At 68.7% G+C, this 16,185-nt stretch carries 14 protein-coding genes; 7 read left to right on the top strand and 7 right to left on the bottom strand.

The window, feature by feature from the left end; translation table 11 throughout:
- The first annotated feature begins 236 nt into the window (after window positions 1–236).
- Window positions 237–2,027: an ABC transporter ATP-binding protein gene (locus ACODSY_RS14720; protein ID WP_488952513.1), complete on the top strand. Its 1,791-nt coding sequence runs from the start codon at window positions 237–239 to the stop codon at window positions 2,025–2,027.
- A 54-nt stretch (window positions 2,028–2,081) separates the two neighbouring features.
- Window positions 2,082–2,234 (top strand): hypothetical protein, encoded by a 153-nt coding sequence (locus ACODSY_RS14715; protein WP_488952512.1) that lies wholly within the window; start codon window positions 2,082–2,084, stop codon window positions 2,232–2,234.
- A gap of 27 nt (window positions 2,235–2,261) precedes the next feature.
- Here the strand turns inward: ACODSY_RS14715 and ACODSY_RS14710 are convergent, their stop codons facing one another.
- Together ACODSY_RS14710 and ACODSY_RS14705 are read right to left on the bottom strand one after the other, a co-directional pair.
- Window positions 2,262–3,461 (bottom strand): winged helix-turn-helix domain-containing protein, encoded by a 1,200-nt coding sequence (locus ACODSY_RS14710; RefSeq protein WP_488952511.1) that lies wholly within the window; start codon window positions 3,459–3,461, stop codon window positions 2,262–2,264.
- A 158-nt stretch (window positions 3,462–3,619) separates the two neighbouring features.
- Complete coding sequence (locus ACODSY_RS14705; RefSeq protein ID WP_488952510.1) at window positions 3,620–4,375, bottom strand: polyphosphate kinase 2 family protein; 756 nt, start codon at window positions 4,373–4,375, stop codon at window positions 3,620–3,622.
- Window positions 4,376–4,422: 47 nt separating this feature from the next.
- On the opposite strand from ACODSY_RS14705, the gene ACODSY_RS14700 reads away from it, so the two are divergent.
- From ACODSY_RS14700 to ACODSY_RS14685, 4 genes are all read left to right on the top strand, one after another.
- Window positions 4,423–5,136, top strand: a complete 714-nt coding sequence (locus ACODSY_RS14700; RefSeq protein WP_488952509.1) for a 16S rRNA (uracil(1498)-N(3))-methyltransferase — start codon at window positions 4,423–4,425, stop codon at window positions 5,134–5,136.
- A gap of 279 nt (window positions 5,137–5,415) precedes the next feature.
- Window positions 5,416–6,771, top strand: a complete 1,356-nt coding sequence (locus tag ACODSY_RS14695; protein WP_488952508.1) for a glutamate--cysteine ligase — start codon at window positions 5,416–5,418, stop codon at window positions 6,769–6,771.
- Window positions 6,772–6,837: 66 nt separating this feature from the next.
- Window positions 6,838–7,233, top strand: a complete 396-nt coding sequence (locus ACODSY_RS14690; protein ID WP_488952507.1) for a GFA family protein — start codon at window positions 6,838–6,840, stop codon at window positions 7,231–7,233.
- 1 nt (window position 7,234) lies between these two features.
- A complete protein-coding gene (locus ACODSY_RS14685; protein WP_488952506.1) occupies window positions 7,235–7,738 on the top strand; it encodes a CYTH domain-containing protein in 504 nt (167 codons plus the stop codon).
- Here ACODSY_RS14685 and ACODSY_RS14680 read toward each other — a convergent pair.
- On the bottom strand, window positions 7,735–8,247 hold the full coding sequence (locus tag ACODSY_RS14680) for a DUF427 domain-containing protein (protein WP_488952505.1): 513 nt from the start codon (window positions 8,245–8,247) through the stop codon (window positions 7,735–7,737). The genes ACODSY_RS14685 and ACODSY_RS14680 overlap by 4 nt on opposite strands.
- Before the next feature lie 211 nt (window positions 8,248–8,458).
- Between ACODSY_RS14680 and ACODSY_RS14675 the strand changes: the two genes are divergently transcribed.
- Window positions 8,459–10,267 (top strand): peptide MFS transporter, encoded by a 1,809-nt coding sequence (locus ACODSY_RS14675; RefSeq protein ID WP_488952504.1) that lies wholly within the window; start codon window positions 8,459–8,461, stop codon window positions 10,265–10,267.
- 31 nt (window positions 10,268–10,298) lie between these two features.
- Here ACODSY_RS14675 and ACODSY_RS14670 read toward each other — a convergent pair whose 3' ends face one another.
- The 4 genes from ACODSY_RS14670 to ACODSY_RS14655 all read right to left on the bottom strand — a co-directional run.
- Complete coding sequence (locus tag ACODSY_RS14670; protein WP_488952503.1) at window positions 10,299–12,314, bottom strand: TonB-dependent receptor plug domain-containing protein; 2,016 nt, start codon at window positions 12,312–12,314, stop codon at window positions 10,299–10,301.
- Window positions 12,315–12,453: 139 nt separating this feature from the next.
- On the bottom strand, window positions 12,454–14,514 hold the full coding sequence (locus ACODSY_RS14665; protein ID WP_488952502.1) for a TonB-dependent receptor plug domain-containing protein: 2,061 nt from the start codon (window positions 14,512–14,514) through the stop codon (window positions 12,454–12,456).
- 129 nt (window positions 14,515–14,643) lie between these two features.
- Entirely contained in the window at window positions 14,644–15,066 is a 423-nt protein-coding gene (locus tag ACODSY_RS14660) for a GFA family protein (protein ID WP_488952501.1), read from the bottom strand.
- Window positions 15,063–16,185 (bottom strand): metallopeptidase TldD-related protein (locus tag ACODSY_RS14655; protein ID WP_488952500.1); only part of this gene is annotated, 1,123 nt, incomplete at its 5' end. The genes ACODSY_RS14660 and ACODSY_RS14655, both read right to left, overlap by 4 nt.

Here is a 16,185-nt window from a genome sequence, read left to right as displayed (position 1 = left end):
TTGTGACGCACGCCTTCCCCACGCGCCTCGGGCCGCCGCCGAAACGACACCGGTAACTCGCCCGACCCGCTTCGCGTCCTGGCTCGCGCCAATGCGAAGCGATACCGCGCGCCCGTGGCCCGCCGAGCCCGCCTCGGCTCGCAAGCCCCGCTGAATCCATTCCCTATTTCTGCGCCGGACCGGTGCGCGCTCCACGCTCGGAGTCCCGGTCCCGGCGCCCGTATCCGAGACCTGTCATGACCGACCACTACGAGGACGACGAAGAGACCAAGACCAAGCGGGTCCTCTCGAACGCCCAGGTGCTGCGCTTCATCGGCGGCTTCTGGCTGCGCCGGCCGCTGCTGTTCTGGACCGCGGTGGTGCTGATGCTGGTGGCGATCGGCTTCGACCTGATGCTGCCCTGGGCAGCCGGCCGATTGGTCGACGTGGTGGCGACCACGCCGCGCGAGCCGCCCGCCGCCTGGAGCGCCTGGGCGATCTTCGTCGGCGTCTACCTGGCCTTCTCGCTAGTCAGGAACCTGGCCTTCCGGTTCTGGAACCCGATGGCCGCGGGCAACATGAAGGAGATGACGGACGAGGGCTTCAAGCGCGTCCAGGCCTTCTCCGCCGACTGGCACGCCGACCACTTCGCGGGTTCGACGGTGCGCAAGCTGTCGCGCGCCATGTGGGGCTACGACATGGTGTCGGACGCCGTGGTGCTGTGGCTGGGGCCGGCCATGGTGGTGCTGCTGGGCCTGTCGGTGACAATGGTGGCGCGGTGGCCGAGCGTGGGGATCTTCTCCCTCGCCGTGGTGGTGCTCTACATCGCGTCCAACCTCTTCCTCACCGTGAAGTGGGTCCGGCCGGTGAACCTGAAGTCCGTGGCGCTCGACACGCGCATCGGCGGGGCCCTGGCCGACTCGATCTCGTCGAACCCCACCGTGAAGGCCTTCGGCGCCGAGGCGCGGGAGGAAGAGCGGATCGGCGGCATCACGGCCATGTGGCGCAAGGCGACGCTGAAGACGTGGACGCGGTTCATCGACGTCTGGCTGGTGCAGAACATGATCCTGGTCGTGTTGCAGGCCGGGCTGTCCGGCCTGCTGGTCCGATTGTGGGCGCGCGGCGAGGCGAGCGCGGGCGACGTGGCCTTCGCCGTCACTTCGTTCCTGCTGATGAGCGGCTACCTGCGCAACATCGGTGAGAACATCCGCATGATGCAGAAGGGCCTGGACGACGCCGAGGACGTGGCCGGCTTCGCGATCACCGACGCCCAGGTGGCGGATGCGCGCGAGGCGACGGGCTTCCGCGGCGAGCTGGGCGAGATCGCCTTCGACCGGGTGACCTTCCGCTACAAGTCGGCGGACGAACCCCTGTATCGCGACTTCACCCTGATCATTGCGCCGGGCGAGCGCATCGCGCTGGTGGGCCCCACCGGCTCGGGCAAGTCGACGTTCGTGAAGCTGTTGCAGCGGCTGTACGACGTGGACGGCGGGCGGATCCTGATCGACGGCCAGGACATCGCCAAGGTGACCCAGGGGTCGCTGCGCCAGGCCATCGCGGTGGTGCCGCAGGATCCGGCGCTGTTCCACCGCACGATCGCCGAGAACGTCGCCTACGCCCGGCCGCAGGCCACGGCGGAGGAGATCGCGCTCGCGGCCAAGCGGGCGCGGGCCGACGACTTCATCCGCCGGCTGCCCAAGGGCTACGACACCCTGGTCGGCGAACGCGGCGTGAAGCTGTCGGGCGGCGAGCGGCAGCGGGTGGCGATCGCCCGCGCGTTCCTCGCGGACGCGCCGATCCTGGTGCTGGACGAGGCGACGTCGTCGCTCGACGTCGAGACGGAACGGCAGGTGCAGGCGGCGATGGAGGAGCTGATGGTGGGCCGCACCACCATCGTCATCGCCCACCGCCTCTCGACCATCCGCGGGGCCGACCGGATCCTGGTCTTTGACCAGGGCCGCATCGTCGAGGAGGGCCGCCACGCCGACCTCGTGCAGAAAGGCGGGGCCTACGCGCGGCTGCACGCGGTGACAGAGGGAGCGGCCTAGGCGTTTGGAACCTCGGCTGTGGGGTGCTGTTCTCTTGCCGAAGAGGAGCACCCCATGGCCGAGAAGCCCACCGAAGCGCCACACACCGTCCCGGCCGGCCTGATGGACGAATGGCTGGGCAACAAGGGCCCGAACGGCGAGCTGATGCACAACGGCAAGCCGGCGCTGGTGGTCGACGTGCCGGATGATGATGAGGACGAGGACTAAGCTTCGCCCCCTCCGTCACGGCGCGGCTCACAGCGCATCCTTTAGCGCCGTCGCCAGGTCGCCCTTCCGTTCCACCCGCACGGTTTCCAGGCCCAGCCAGCCGGCCATGCGCTTCAGTTCGTGGGCCAGCTTCACGGGCGTCTCGTCAGAGGCCCAGGGTTCGGCGTGGGCGGACTGGGCGATGAGGACGCCGGCCTTGCGATCGGCCTTGAGGTCGACGCGAGCGGTCAGCGCGTCGCCTTCCAGGAAGGGCAGGACATAGTAGCCGTGCTGACGCTTCTCGGCTGGCACGTAGATCTCGAGCCGGACCTTCACGCCGAACATCCGCTCGGCGCGGTCGCGGAACCAGATCAGGTTGTCGAACGGGGAGAGCAGGGCGGTGTGGTCGACCTTCCGCGGGCGGCGGGCGGTGGGGTCGAGGTAGGCCTGCTCGCGCCACCCCTTCACGGCGACCGGCGCCAGGTCGCCCGCCTCGACCAGTTCGGCGAGCCGGTCCTTGGCGCCCTCCACCGGCATGCGGAAATAGTCGCGAAGGTCGCGGGCGGTGGCGATCCCCATGGCGCGGGCCGCGATCCGGTAGAGCTGGCGCTGGGCGTCCTCGCGCGCAGGCGTGGGCATGTCCTGGATCGCCTTGGGCAGCACCTTCTCGGGCAGGCCGTAGACCCGCTCGAACGTGCCGCGGCGGGTGGCGGTGGTGAGCTCGCCGGCCCAGAACAGGCATTCGACGGCGCGCTTGGCCTCGCTCCAGCCCCACCAGCCTCCCTGACCCTTGTGCCCCATCTCCAGCTCAGAGGCCGAGAGGGGGCCACGCGTCGCGATCTCGTCCAGCACGCGGTCGATGAAGTCGCGCCGGTCGCGGAGGAACTTCGCGATGCCCTTCCAGGTGCCAACGCCGTTCCGGGCGTCCTCCATGCGCCAGCGGAGCAGAGGCTGGCTCTCGAGCGGCAGCAGCGAGGCTTCGTGCGCCCAGTATTCGAAGAGCGGTCGCTTCTTCGCCCAGGCCACTTCCTCCAGCAGCTCGCGCGGATAGGCGCCGAGACGGGAATAGGCCGGCAGGTAGTGGGTGCGCGACACGACGTTGACCGAGTCGATCTGCACGACGCCGAGCCGCTGGATCAGCGTCACGAGCTGGCGCTTGCCGACGGGCGCGTCTCGGTCCGCGCCGAAGCCTTGCGCCGCCAGGGCGATCCGCCGGGCCTCGCCGGCGGTAAGGGTGTCTCGGGTCATGGGGTCTCGCGAGTCGTCGCCGTCAGGCTACTGGCGGAACGAACGACGAACAAGCTTGGTGAATCTATGGTTAACAGCTTGGCCTCTGCTCTCGGAAGTTGCGAGAACAGAGGCGGAAAATTCTACTCAAGCTTGTGACCGATCGTCGCGGCGCGCTCCTAGCGCTCGAGCCGACCGTCGGTGAGGGCCGCCATCTCGAACGGGAACAGCACGTCCGGGTCCGGCGGCGGCACGCCGTCCAGGAGCTTGCCGTCGGCCAGACCGTGGGCCAGCAGGCTGAGGACGGCGAGGCGGGCCTCCTTCTTGTGGTCGGCCCGCACGCAGATCCAGGGCGCGCCCGGGGTGGACGTGCGACGCAGCATCTCGTCGCGCGCCTCGGTGTAGGCGTCCCATCGTTCCTGCGCGGCGTCGTCGAGGGGCGACGATTTCAGGATCTTGAGCGGATCGGTGTGGCGTTCTTCCAGCCGCTTGGCCTGCTCCTTCTTCGAGACGTCGAGCCAGATCTTCACCAGCCGCAGGCCGCTTTCCAGCAGCATGGCCTCGAAGGCCGGAACGTCGCGCAGGAAGATCTCCTGGTCCTCGGGCGACGAGAAGCCCATCACCCTCTCGACGCCCGCGCGGTTGTACCAGGACCGGTTGAAGATGACGGTCTCGCCGCAGGATGGGAGGTGGGCGACGTAGCGCTGGAAGAACCACTGGCTGCGCGCCCGGTCGGAGGGCTTGGGCAGGGCGACGACGCGGGTGGCCCGCACCGACAGGTGCTGGGTAAGCACCCGGATGGTCCCGTCCTTGCCGGCCGCGTCGCGGCCCTCGAAGATGACGGCGACCTTCTCGTCGCTCTGCATGGCCTGCTGCTGCCAGCGGACGAGGGCGAGCTGGCGAGCCTCGAGGTCGCGGTCGTATTCTTTGGACATCGGGGCAGCCTATCCCGAGATGCCGGCGCGGCGCTACAAACCCCGCCATGATCCGCCTCTTCGTCCCGCATGACCTGACCGCCGGCGCCAGCCTTGAGCTGGATGAAGGCCAGAGCCGCTACCTGGCCGCGGTGATGCGCCAGGCGGTGGGCGACGAGGTGGCGGTGTTCAACGGCCGCGATGGCGAGTGGCGGGCGCGGCTGGCGAAGGTGGGCAAGCGCGCTGTCGTGCTGGACGTCGAGGCGCGGACGCGGGCGCAGGAGGCCGGACCGGACCTGGACCTGGTGGTCGCCCTGGTGAAGCGGGCGCGGCTGGAGACCATCGTCGAGAAGGCGGCCGAGCTGGGCGCGCGGCGGGTGCGGCCGGTGGTGACCGAGCGGACCAATGCCGACCACACGCGGGTGGACCGCCTGCAGGCCATCGCCGTCGAGGCGTCGGAGCAGACCGGCCGGCTGGACGTGCCCCAGGTGCTGGAGCCGGTGAAGCTGGAAAAGCTGCTGGCCACCTGGGACGTGTCGCGCCAGCTGCTGTTCTGCGACGAGGCCGGCGATGCGGCGCCCGTGCTGGGCGCGGTGAAGGCGGGCGGGCCGTGGGCGGTGCTGATCGGGCCGGAGGGCGGCTTCTCCCCGAAGGAGCGGGAGACGCTTCGGGCGCTCCCCTACGCCGTGGCCGCGACCCTGGGCCCGCGCATCCTGCGCGCCGACACCGCTGCGATCAGCGCGCTCACTCTGTGGCAGGCGGCGGTGGGGGACTGGCGGTAGCCCGCCGCGGCACGCCAGCGCCGAAGGATTCAACCACGAAAGACACGAAAGGCACGAAAGGGCCGTGCGACCCGAGTTTCGTGTCTTTCGTGCGTTTCGTGGTTTCAAACGAGCGCGCTTGCGAGGCGTAGAGGGCCGAACCTCCGCTTCCGTCGATGCAGTAAAGCTAAGCCGCCCTTGAGCTTAGCGGATTTGCGCCCACCTATCCTGACGGCGTAAAGACGCCGAAGCGTGGGACCCGCTTCCCCGCGCACGGCGTTGAGGCCGGGGAGGATTTTCATGGCCGACGTCGTGTGCGACGACCGCCCGCTCGTGTTCGAAGACCTGGTCGGCTGGATGGCCGACGGGGCGAAGCCGGCCAGCGAATGGCGATGTGGCGCCGAACACGAGAAGTTCGTCTTCCGCCTGGCCGACCATGCGCCCGTTCCCTACGAGCCCCGGGGCATCAAGGCGCTGCTGGACGGCCTGACCCGCTTCGGCTGGACGCCCGTCTACGAGGGCGAGAACGTCATCGCGCTGGAGCGCGGCCTGGCCAACGTCAGCCTGGAGCCGGGCGGTCAGTTCGAACTGTCGGGCGCGCCGCTCGAGACCGTGCACGACATCTGCGAGGAGACCGGCCAGCACCTGGAGGAGGTCAAGCAGGTCGCCGATGAGCTGGGCCTGGGCTTCCTGGGCCTGGGCTTCACGCCGGAATGGACCCGCGAGCAGATCCCGGTGATGCCCAAGGGCCGCTACAAGATCATGCGCGAGTACATGCCGAAGGTCGGCAAGCTGGGCCTCGACATGATGTTCCGCACCTGCACGGTGCAGGCGAACCTCGACTTCTCGTCCGAGGCCGACATGGTGGCGAAATTCCGCACCTCGCTGGCCCTGCAACCCATCGCCACGGCGCTGTTCGCCAATTCGCCCTTCGTCGAGGGCAAGCCGACGGGCCTGGTCTCCAGCCGCGCCAACGTCTGGACCGATACCGACCCCGATCGCACGGGCATGCTGGACTTCGTCTTCCAAGACGGCTTCGGCTTCGAGACCTACGCCCGCTACGCGTTGAACGTGCCGATGTACTTCGCCAAGCGCGACGGGAAGTACATCGACCTGGCGGGGCGCTCGTTCGTGGACTTCATGGACGGCAAGCTCGCCGAACTGCCGGGCGAGCGCCCGACGATCAAGGACTGGGCCGACCACACCACCACGATCTTCCCCGAGGTCCGGCTGAAGAAGTACCTGGAGATGCGCGGCGCGGATTCCGGGCCGTGGAGCCGCCTTTGCGCGCTGCCGGCCCTCTGGATCGGCGTGCTGTACGACGACGCGGCGCTGGCCGCAGCCTGGGACCTCTGCAAGGACTGGAGGATCGAGGACCACGAGACCCTGCGCGCCGACGTGGCCCGCCGCGGCCTGCAGGCCGAGATCGCCGGCCGCAAGGTGCAGGACGTGGCCAAGGACTTGCTGGCCATCGCCAAGCAGGGCCTGAAGAACCGCAACCGCCTGTCGGGCGGCCTTGTGGACGAGAGTGGCTACCTCGCCGAACTGGAGCACATCGCCGACACCGGCGTGACCCCGGCCGAGCGTCTGGTGGAGCTCTACAACACCCGCTGGAAGGGCGACGTGGGGCGGGTGTTCGACGACTTCGCCTACTAGCCCCCAGAGCCAGGACCGGCGATCTGCACCTTGCCGCAGGCGACAGGGCAGGCTCAAACGCCCGCCATGCCCACCTGGACTGGATCCTGCCACTGCGGAGCCGTCCGCTTTCGCGTCGATGCGGAGATCGAGGAGCTGACGCGGTGCGACTGCTCGCTGTGCCGGCGCAGGGGCGCGCTGATGGCGAAGGTCCATGAGCGGGGGTTGACCATCGAGGCGGGCCGCGACGAACTCACGCTCTACCGCTGGAACACGGGCGTGGCCCAGCACTGGTTCTGCCGGACGTGCGGCATCTATCCGTTCCACAGGAAGCGCGCCGCGCCGGACAGCTATGGCGTGAATGTGGGTTGTCTCGAAGACTTCGATGTGGCCGCCTATCCCTACCGGCTCGCCGATGGGCTGACGATGAGCGTGCGGCCGCAGGGCGCACGGCCGGAGTGGACGGGACCGCGCGAGGGATAGGATGCCAGTCAAGCTGCCGAAGTACGCCCATTGGGTGGCCGAGCGGCGATTCCTCGTGGACCCGGCCAACATGCCCAAGCTGGACGAGGCCGGGGCGCGGCGGATCGAGGATCTCTACATCGACGGCGGGCGGCTGCGGCTGCGCCGGATCACGCACCTGGCGACCGGCGAGCAGGAGTTCAAGCTGGCCAAGAAGTACGCGCCCGACAATCCACTGATCGGGCCGATGACCAACCTATACCTCAGCGCCGAGGAGTACGCCGTGATGGCGAAGCTGCCCGGCGAGCGGATCTCCAAGCGTCGGCACAAGGTGGGCGGATTTGTCGTCGACGTGTTCGAGGGGCCGCACGAGGGGCTGGTCACGGCCGAGTGCGAGGCTGCCAACCGCATGGCCGCCATGAAGGTGGAAATCCCGGACTGGTGCGTCCGGGAAGTGACCAACGAGCTGATCTACACCGGAGGCGAGCTGGCGCTGGCCAAGACCGCGCCAGCCTTCTCCCACTAGCGCACCCCGCCTTCGATCGGCGGCTGGCCGGCGTTGGGGGGCCAGTGCTCGCGCTGGCTCGTGCCGTCGCCGGAGTCGGTGTGCTGGACCACGGCGTCGACCGCGCGCGGCTCCTGCGGGGCGTCGACGTGGTGCGGGTTCACCGCGGCGTCGTCGACCTCGTAGAGCTCCACATGGTTCGGATAGAACGCCACGCGATTGGCGATCAGCTCCATGGCCGGGAAGGGCGTCTCGTAGGTCCAGACCGCGTTCTCGGCGAAGTGGCCGTCCATCAGGAGCGTGTAGTAGCTGGCGTCGCCCTTGTAGGGGCAGTGCGTGGAATGGGCCGTGCGCGACATGTACTCCATCGAGACGTCGTCGCGCGGGAAGTAGACCACCGGCGGATAGCTCGCCTCCTGCAGGATCAGGGCGTTGGCGCTGTCGGCGACCACGTGGCCCTGGAACTTCGCGCGCCAGCGCTTGGTGGCTGGGGTGATCGTGATGGGATGGTCGGGGCCGGGAATCTTCATCGGGGTCCTCCTCGGACCACAGAACGCGCCGCGCGCGTTCGGGCTGCGTGGGATATTGGGGGTCGCCTTTCGCTGCGCCAGGGGCCTGCCCAGGCGCAGCCTTGCTTGTGCTGGCCGGACCTAAGTGGTTTTGTGCCCGCAGGAATACGCGTAGCGGGAACGGGGGCGATCGCCCGCGCGCGAGCTTCGGGAAAGCGGAAACCCACTCCACATGAATCCAATCTTGCTCATCGGGATCGTCGTGACGCTGGTCACCGGCCTCCCGGTCCTCATGCAGCTGCTGCGCAACCACCCGCGCGGGCTGATCATCCTGTTCTTCGCCGAGATGTGGGAGCGGTTCTCGTACTACGGGATGCGGGGCATCCTGATCTTCTATCTTACCCAGCACCTGCTGTTCGACGACAGCACGGCGGGCGCGCAGTACGGCTCGTATACGTCGCTGGTCTATCTGCTGCCCCTGATCGGTGGCCTGCTGGCCGACCGCTATCTGGGCACGCGCAAGGCGGTGGCCTTCGGCGCGCTCCTGCTCGTGGCGGGCCACGGCATGATGGCCGTGGAAGGCTCGCCCGCGAAGCAGACCCTGGTCTACGCCGGGCAGAGCTACGACGTGTCGATCCAGGGCCGGATGGAGGAACGGCAGGTCCGGGTGATGATCGCCGGCCAGCCGCACGCGTTCCAGGCGACCGCCGACGGCGGCCTGGAGGTCAAGGACATGGCGCCCGGCGGCCCGCTGCCGGCCGTGATGCCGAAGGGCTCGTACGAGCTGAAGAACCAGGTGGACCCGTTCGGCAAGAACGCCTTCTACCTGGCGGTCTCACTGATCATCATGGGGGTCGGCTTCCTGAAGCCGAACATCTCCACGATCGTGGGCCAGCTCTATCCGCAGGGCGACCCGCGGCGGGATTCTGGCTTTACCCTCTACTACTATGGCATCAACCTCGGGGCGTTCTGGGCCTCGGTGCTGTGCGGGTGGCTGGGGACGGACTTCGGCTGGTGGGCCGGCTTCGGCCTGGCCGGCGTCGGCATGGCGGCGGGCTTCGTCGTCTTCGTCCTCGGCAAGAAGCACCTGCTGGGCAAGGGCGAGCCGCCGAACCCCGAACTGCTCCGGCAGAAGATCGCGGGCCCCATCAGCCGGGAATGGCTGATCTATCTCGGCGGCCTCGCGGGCGTGATCCCGGTCTGGTTCCTCGTGCAGTCGAACCAGCTCGTCGGCTGGGCGCTGGGGATCTCGACCGTCGCCGCCCTGCTGTTCATCGCCTGGTTCATCGTCGGCCAGTGCAACAAGGTGGAGCGCGAGCGGATGCTGCTGGCCCTGGTGCTGGTGTTCGGCTCGGTGGTGTTCTTCACGCTGTTCGAACAGGCCGGCACCTCGCTGAACCTGTTCGCGGCGCGCAACGTCGACCTGATGGGCATCGACGCGGCGCAGACCCAGTCGTTCAACGCCGGCTTCATCCTGATCTTCGCGCCGGTCTTCGCCGCCATGTGGGCCTACCTGGGCGCGCGCCGACGGATGCCGAACCCAACCCTGACCTTCGGCCTGGGCCTGCTGCAGGTCGGCCTGGGCTTCCTGGTGGTGGTTTGGACGCAAGGGTTGGCGGTCGAATACAAGATGCCGCTCTACATGCTGGGCCTGCTCTACATGCTGCACACCACGGGCGAGCTGTTCCTATCGCCGGTGGGCCTGTCGCAGATCACCAAGCTGAGCGTCGCCAAGGTGGTGTCCTTCATGATGGCGGTGTGGTTCCTGGCCTCGTCGATCGCCCAGTACGTGGGCGGCCTGATCGCCGGCGCCATGGGCACCGAGACCGTGGGCGGCCAGGTGCTGGACCCGGCCGCGGCCTTCGCCACCTCGATGGACGGCTTCAACAAGCTGGGCTGGGCGGGCGTGGCTTGTGGCGCGGTGTTCGTGGCCCTGAGCTTCTTGATCAAGGGCTGGGCGCACGGCGCCGACCAGCCGCCGGTCGAGCCGGCGCTGATCACCCCGACCGTCGACGGCGAGCAGCAGGCGGCGCGGGTCTAGGTTGGGTGGGCGGGGCTTCGCGCTCCGCCCATCAGCCGCCCAGGGTCTTGCGGATGCGCAGGTAGACCATGCGGCCGGGCTGGTAGTCTCGGTCTTCCAGCGATGCCAGCGAGGTCGCCGCATTGCGCGGGCCGGAATAGTTCACCACCGTGCGGTGGAAGCCGCGGCCTGTGACGTTCGGAAGTTCCAGACGCACGTTGATGTCCGGCCTGGGGCGATACTCGGCGAACGGTCGCACGTAGGTGCGTAGCTTCGCGGTGCGCACGCGGTTGAAGCTATAGGAAGTCTCGCGCCAGCCGCCGAAGGCGTCGACGCCGTAGCTCAGCTTCCAGGCCGGGAGGTCTTGAGTGTAGGTGGCGTTCCAGTCGACGGGGTGCAGGTCCGAGATCTCGCGCCGAAGGTGGGTGGTGGGATCGGTGACGCTGGACCAGCGCTTCGTCAGGTCGCCGCGCAGCACGCCGCCCTTCACGCCGAGCCGGTCGAGGGGCACGCTGTACTGCAGGATCAACTCGTCCTTCGTGCCGTCGCCGATGTTTTCCGGACGGTCGAAGATGCTGCCGTCGCTTGCGGTCACGGGCCCGCGGTCGACGACGTCGCTGAGTTCGGAATGGCGGAAGGTGAGGCTGACCGAGCCGGACCGCCAGAATCGCTGCTCCACGGCCGCCTCGGCCACCCACGCCTGCTCGGGGTTCAGATCCGGGTTGCCGGCCGAGACGCCGCTCGAATCCGAGAAGTTGGCGTCGGCGACGAAGTCGTCGAAGTCGAGCTGACCCACCTGGCGCTCGCCGCGCAGCCGCACCTGTGTCGAGGACGTGGGCGCCCAGGTGACGGCGAGGCGCGGCTTCAGGTAGCGCAGGGTCTTGCCGAGGACGACGTCCCCGTCGGACTCGATCTTCGAGTTCTCGAACCGCAGCGTGCCATCAAGCGTCAGCTGGTCGGTGGCCCGCCAGACCGCCTTGCCGAACAGCTCGATACGGTCCTCCTGCACCTGGACGTCGGCCGCGGGCAGGTTCTCGGGCGCGCCGTTGGTGAACAGGCTGGTCGCGCTGTCCAGCTTGTTGATGGCGTATTCGCCGCCGGCCTCGAACGACAGGCGGTCGGTCGCACGATGCTTGAGGACCGAGCGTCCGATGGTCTCGCTGGACTCGCGCCGGAGGGCGAAATCGCTGGCCACGCCGCTCCGGAAATCCGAGTCGATCGCCTGGTCCCGCGTCTGGCGCAGTCCCACGATCTCGAGCGTCGTCCTGGCCCCGAGGCGGCGGGTGAACGTGCCGCCCAGTTCGGTGTCGTCGGTGCGGATCACGTCGGTGTTCAGCTCGCGGAGGGCCACAGGTCCCCGCAGGATGCTGTTGTCCTCCTCCTTGTACTTCTCGGAGAAGACCCGGCCGTTCAGCCGCACCTTGCCGCCCAGGATCGGGGTCTCGTAGACGCCGGTGAGCTGGCCGTTCAGGCCGTCGGCCTCGGACTCGACGTCGAAGGGCGTGACGACGCCGCTGCGCGAGATGCGTTGGCCGGGGCCATCGCCGTTGCCGGCGTCGATGAAGCCTCCGGCCAGCAGGCCGAGCTCCCACTTTCGCGGGCCGATGTCGCCCGAACCCTCGAGGCGGACGCTCGGCACATGGCGGCCGTCCCAGCTGTTGTTCAGGGCCAGGGCGGCGACCCCGCGGAAACCCCCGCCGGGTTTGCGGACGATGTTGGCGATGATCGGCTTGCCCTGCATGTCGATGCCCGGTGCGCCGCCGCGGATCAGGTCGATGCGCTCGATCCGGCTCGCCGGGATCCGCCGCAGGACCTGGTCGAGGTCTTCCGACTTGGTGGCCGGTCGCTCGCCGTCGATCAGGACGTTGCCCGCCGAACCCTCGTAGCCGCGGACGGCGTCGCCACTTTCCAGGATGAACCCCGGGACGCGGACCACCATCTCCGAAGCGTTCGCCGGCGCAAACGCCGCGAAGAACGACGGGGGGTAGCTGATCACCGCCTGCTCCTGGGCAGGGGCGATCGCCGGCGCAGCGGCAGCCGCCGCCTGCGCGAGGACGTGGATCAGCATCGTGGAACTCTCCCTTGGAGCCAGAACTGGCCCAAGGCGACGCTTCCGGGCGAGTTAAATGCCCGTAACGTGGATTAAATTGCCGAAATCTTGCTGCTGATCAGATCCGCGTTACGGGAGTTGGTCATTCCTCAGCCGCCTACCCCCCGAACGTGTGGCGGACGCGGATGTAGACGCTCTTGCCCGGGATCAGGTCGCGGTCGTCGGTGTAGAGCAGGGGCGCCGCGCCGCGCGGGCCGGCGTACTGCTGGGTGTTGAAGCGGATGCCGCGGCTGGTCCAGTTCTGGACCTCGACGCGCAGCACGGTTTGCGGCTGCAGGCGCTTTTCCACCCAGGTGATCAGGTAGCCGTTATGCAGCTTCACGTCGGAAACGTAGGTGTAGCGGTACGAGGTCTGCGACCAGCCTGAGTAGTAGTCGGCGCCGACGGCCAGGCCATACCGCGGCAGGTCCTGGCTGTAGTGGACTTCCCATTCCAGCGGCCGCAGCTTCGAGATCGTGCGGCTTTCGAAGGTGGTGGGGTCGGTGACCTTGGACCAGCGCCTGTTGAGCTCGCCGCGCAGCAGGCCGCCCTTCCACCCCAGGCGGTCGCTGGGGACGGTGAAGGTGGCGATCAGTTCGTCCTTGGTCCCGTCCCCGATGTTGGTGGGCTGGTCGAACACCAGGGTCTCGGGCAGGCCGGTTGCGGGATTGGTGCGGACAATGCTGACGGGACCGCGGTCGACGACGTCCTGCAGCTCGGAATGCCGGAAGGTGAGGGTGACGGCCCCGCTCTTCCAGAAGCGCTGCTCGATGGCGGCCTCGCCGACCCACGCGCGTTCGGGATTCAGATCCGGGTTGCCGGCGCTGACCCCCGTGCCTGCGGTGAAGTCCGAGCCGGCAACGAAGTCGTCGAAATTCAGTTGGCCGACGGTGCGCTCGATGCGGGCGCGAAACTGGGTGTCGCGGGCCACGTCCCAGCTTACCGCCACGCGGGGCTTCCAGAACTGCAGCTTCTTCTCCAGCAAGACGTCGCCGTCGGACGAGATCTTGGAGGCCTCGAAACGCAGGCTCGAATCGACTGTCCAACCCGCCGTAGGCCGCCAGACCGCCTTGCCGAACACTTCCCCGCGCTTCTCCTCGACCGTCACGTTGGCGGCGGGAAAGGGGACGTCGACACCATTGTGGAACGTCTTGGCGCGGCTATCCAACTCGTTCAGTGCGCCCTCGCCGCCCAGTTCGAACGAGAGCGTCGGCGACCGCTGATGCTTCAGCACCGCGCGACCGATCGTTTCGGCGATGTCGCGCTTGTTGCGATATTCGTCCGTGTCGCCCCCGAAGGTGAAGAGGTCGAACGTGTGGTAGTCCCGGTCGGTGCGCAGGGCGATGAGCTCGAGCTTCGTCTTCGGCCCGAAGTCGCGATTGAAGCGCATGCCGAACTCGCGCTGGAAGTCGTCGTAGGGATTGACGTCCCTGGCGACGCCCGCGTCCACGGGTGCGGTGTAGGTGGTGGTGTCCTCGCTCTTCCAACTGTCCCAGAACAGACGACCGTTCAGCGACACCCGGCCGCCAAGAAACGGCTGCGAGTAGGCCCCGGAAATGATCTGCTGCAGGCCGTCGGACTCCGACTGGTGGCGGCCCGCGCGGATGACCGTGCCGTCCGGGCGGAAGCGGACGCGAGGGCCGAACTGGCCGCCGTCGTCGTTGCCGTAGCCGTAGCGGGCCAGCGCCTCCCACGTGCGGGTCCCGTCGCCGCCCGAGAGCTCGAGGCGCATGCCGTGCATATTGCGCCCGTCCCAGAGGTGGTTGTTGGCGACCGCGTAGAGGCCGCGCCAGCCGCCGCCCGACTTCTTGATGACGTTGGCGATCACCGTCTTGCCCTGCATGTCGATGCCGGGGGCGCCGCCGCGGATGATGTCGATGCGCTCGATCTGGCTGATCGGGATGCGGCGCAGGATCTCTTCGAGATTGTCGGTCTTGCTGGTGGGGCGGGCGCCGTCGACGATCACATTGCCGGCCGCGCCCTCGAAGCCGCGCACCGAGTCGCCGGTGTCGAGGGTGAACCCGGGAATGCGGGCCAGCATCTCGGCTGCGTTGGCCACCTGCTGGCCGGCGAAGAAGCTGGTGGGATAGCCGATCACCCCCTGGGGCGGCTGAGGCGCGACCGCGGCGGGCGGCGCAGCGGCGACGGCCGCCTGGGCCAGGATGGTGGTGATCAACATGTCGAACTCGCTCCCCAGAACTAGGGGCAGAACTGGCCGCGCGGCGGCCCCGGAGCGAGTTAAATGCCCGTAAGGTGCATTAAATCGGGGACAGATTTGTCACCGGACGGTCAACGAGCCAATGCGCAATCAGCCCTGCGGCCAGCTCTCTGGAAACTGGGGCGCGTCGTCGCCGATCACGGCCCAGGCGGGCTTGTCGGCGACGCGGATGTGGCCCGAGATCAAAAGCTCAGGCTGGCCGTCGAGGCTGCCCGCGGGCACGAACCAGCGGCCGTGCGGACCGAGTTGCGGCGTCGGGCAGCCGCACCGGCCACAGAAGGTGTTGCTCCAGCCGGACGGCAGCGCGTAGGTGCGCCGCGCGTCTTCGCCCGACAGCCAGACCAGCCGCTCGGCCTTCACATGCATCACCGCGTTGGAGCCCGTCCCCGACACGCGCCGGCACTGGGAGCAGTGACAGAACCCGACAGGGGGTAGGCGGCCGGTCACGCCCCAGCTCACGTCGCCGCAGAGGCAGCGGCCGGTGGCGCTGAAGGGCTCGGCCGCCGGGCTCAAACCGCCGTGCCGCCCACCGTGAGGCCGGTGATCTTCAGCGACGGCTGGCCCACGCCCACCGGGACGCTCTGGCCTGACTTGCCGCAGACGCCCACGCCCGGATCGAAGTCGAAGTCGTCGCCGATCATGGTCACGCGGGTCAGGGCCGAGGGGCCGTCGCCGATCAGGGTGGCGCCCTTCACCGGAACGGTGATCTTGCCGTCCTCGATCAGGTAGGCCTCGGTGCACTGGAAGACGAACTTGCCGTTGGTGATGTCCACCTGGCCGCCGCCGAAATTGGCGCAGTAGAGGCCGCGCTTGGTCGAGGCGATCATCTCCTCGCGCTTATGGTCCCCGCCCAGCATGGCGGTGTTGGTCATCCGCGGCATGGGCATGTGGGCGTAGGACTGGCGGCGCGCATTGCCGGTGGGCGCGAGCCCCATGAGCCGGGCGCTCATCCGGTCGTGCATGTAGCCCACGAGGACGCCGTCCTCGATCAGGACGGTGCGTTCGGTGGGCGTGCCCTCGTCGTCGACCGTCAGCGAGCCGCGGCGGCCCAGCAGGGTGCCGTCGTCGAAGACCGTGACGCCCGGCGCGGCCACCCGCTCGCCGATGCGGCCCGAGAAGGCCGAAGTGCCCTTGCGGTTGAAGTCGCCCTCCAGCCCGTGGCCGACGGCCTCGTGCAACAGCACGCCGTTCCAGCCGGGGCCCAGGACCACGTCCATCTCACCGGCCGGGCAGGGGACGGCGTCCAGGTTGGTGAGAGCCTGACGCAGCGCCTCGTCCACCTGCGCCTGCCACTTGTCGGGGCTGATCCAGGCCTCGAAGCCGGCGCGGCCGCCGGCGCCGGTGAAGCCGTTCTCGCGCTTGCCGTCGCGCTCCACCGTCACCTGGACGTTGATGCGGCACAGCGGGCGGACGTCGCGGATCAGCCGGCCGTCGGCGCGCAGGATCTCGACCGTGCGGCGCTCGCCGGCGATGGAGGCCATTACCTGGACGATGCGGGGATCGCGGGCGCGGGCCCAGGCGTCGATCTCCTGCAGCAGGGCGACCTTGTCCGAGAATTCGGGCGAGGCGAGGGGGTTCTCCTCGCCATAGAACTTGGCGTTGGTGGCTCGGGGCGCCTCGGCGGCTACGTCG

It is taken from the genome of Phenylobacterium sp. FG114, from assembly GCF_057809855.1.
The sequence above is the reverse complement of the archived record's forward strand: the minus strand, read 5'-3'. Positions and strand labels throughout refer to the sequence as shown.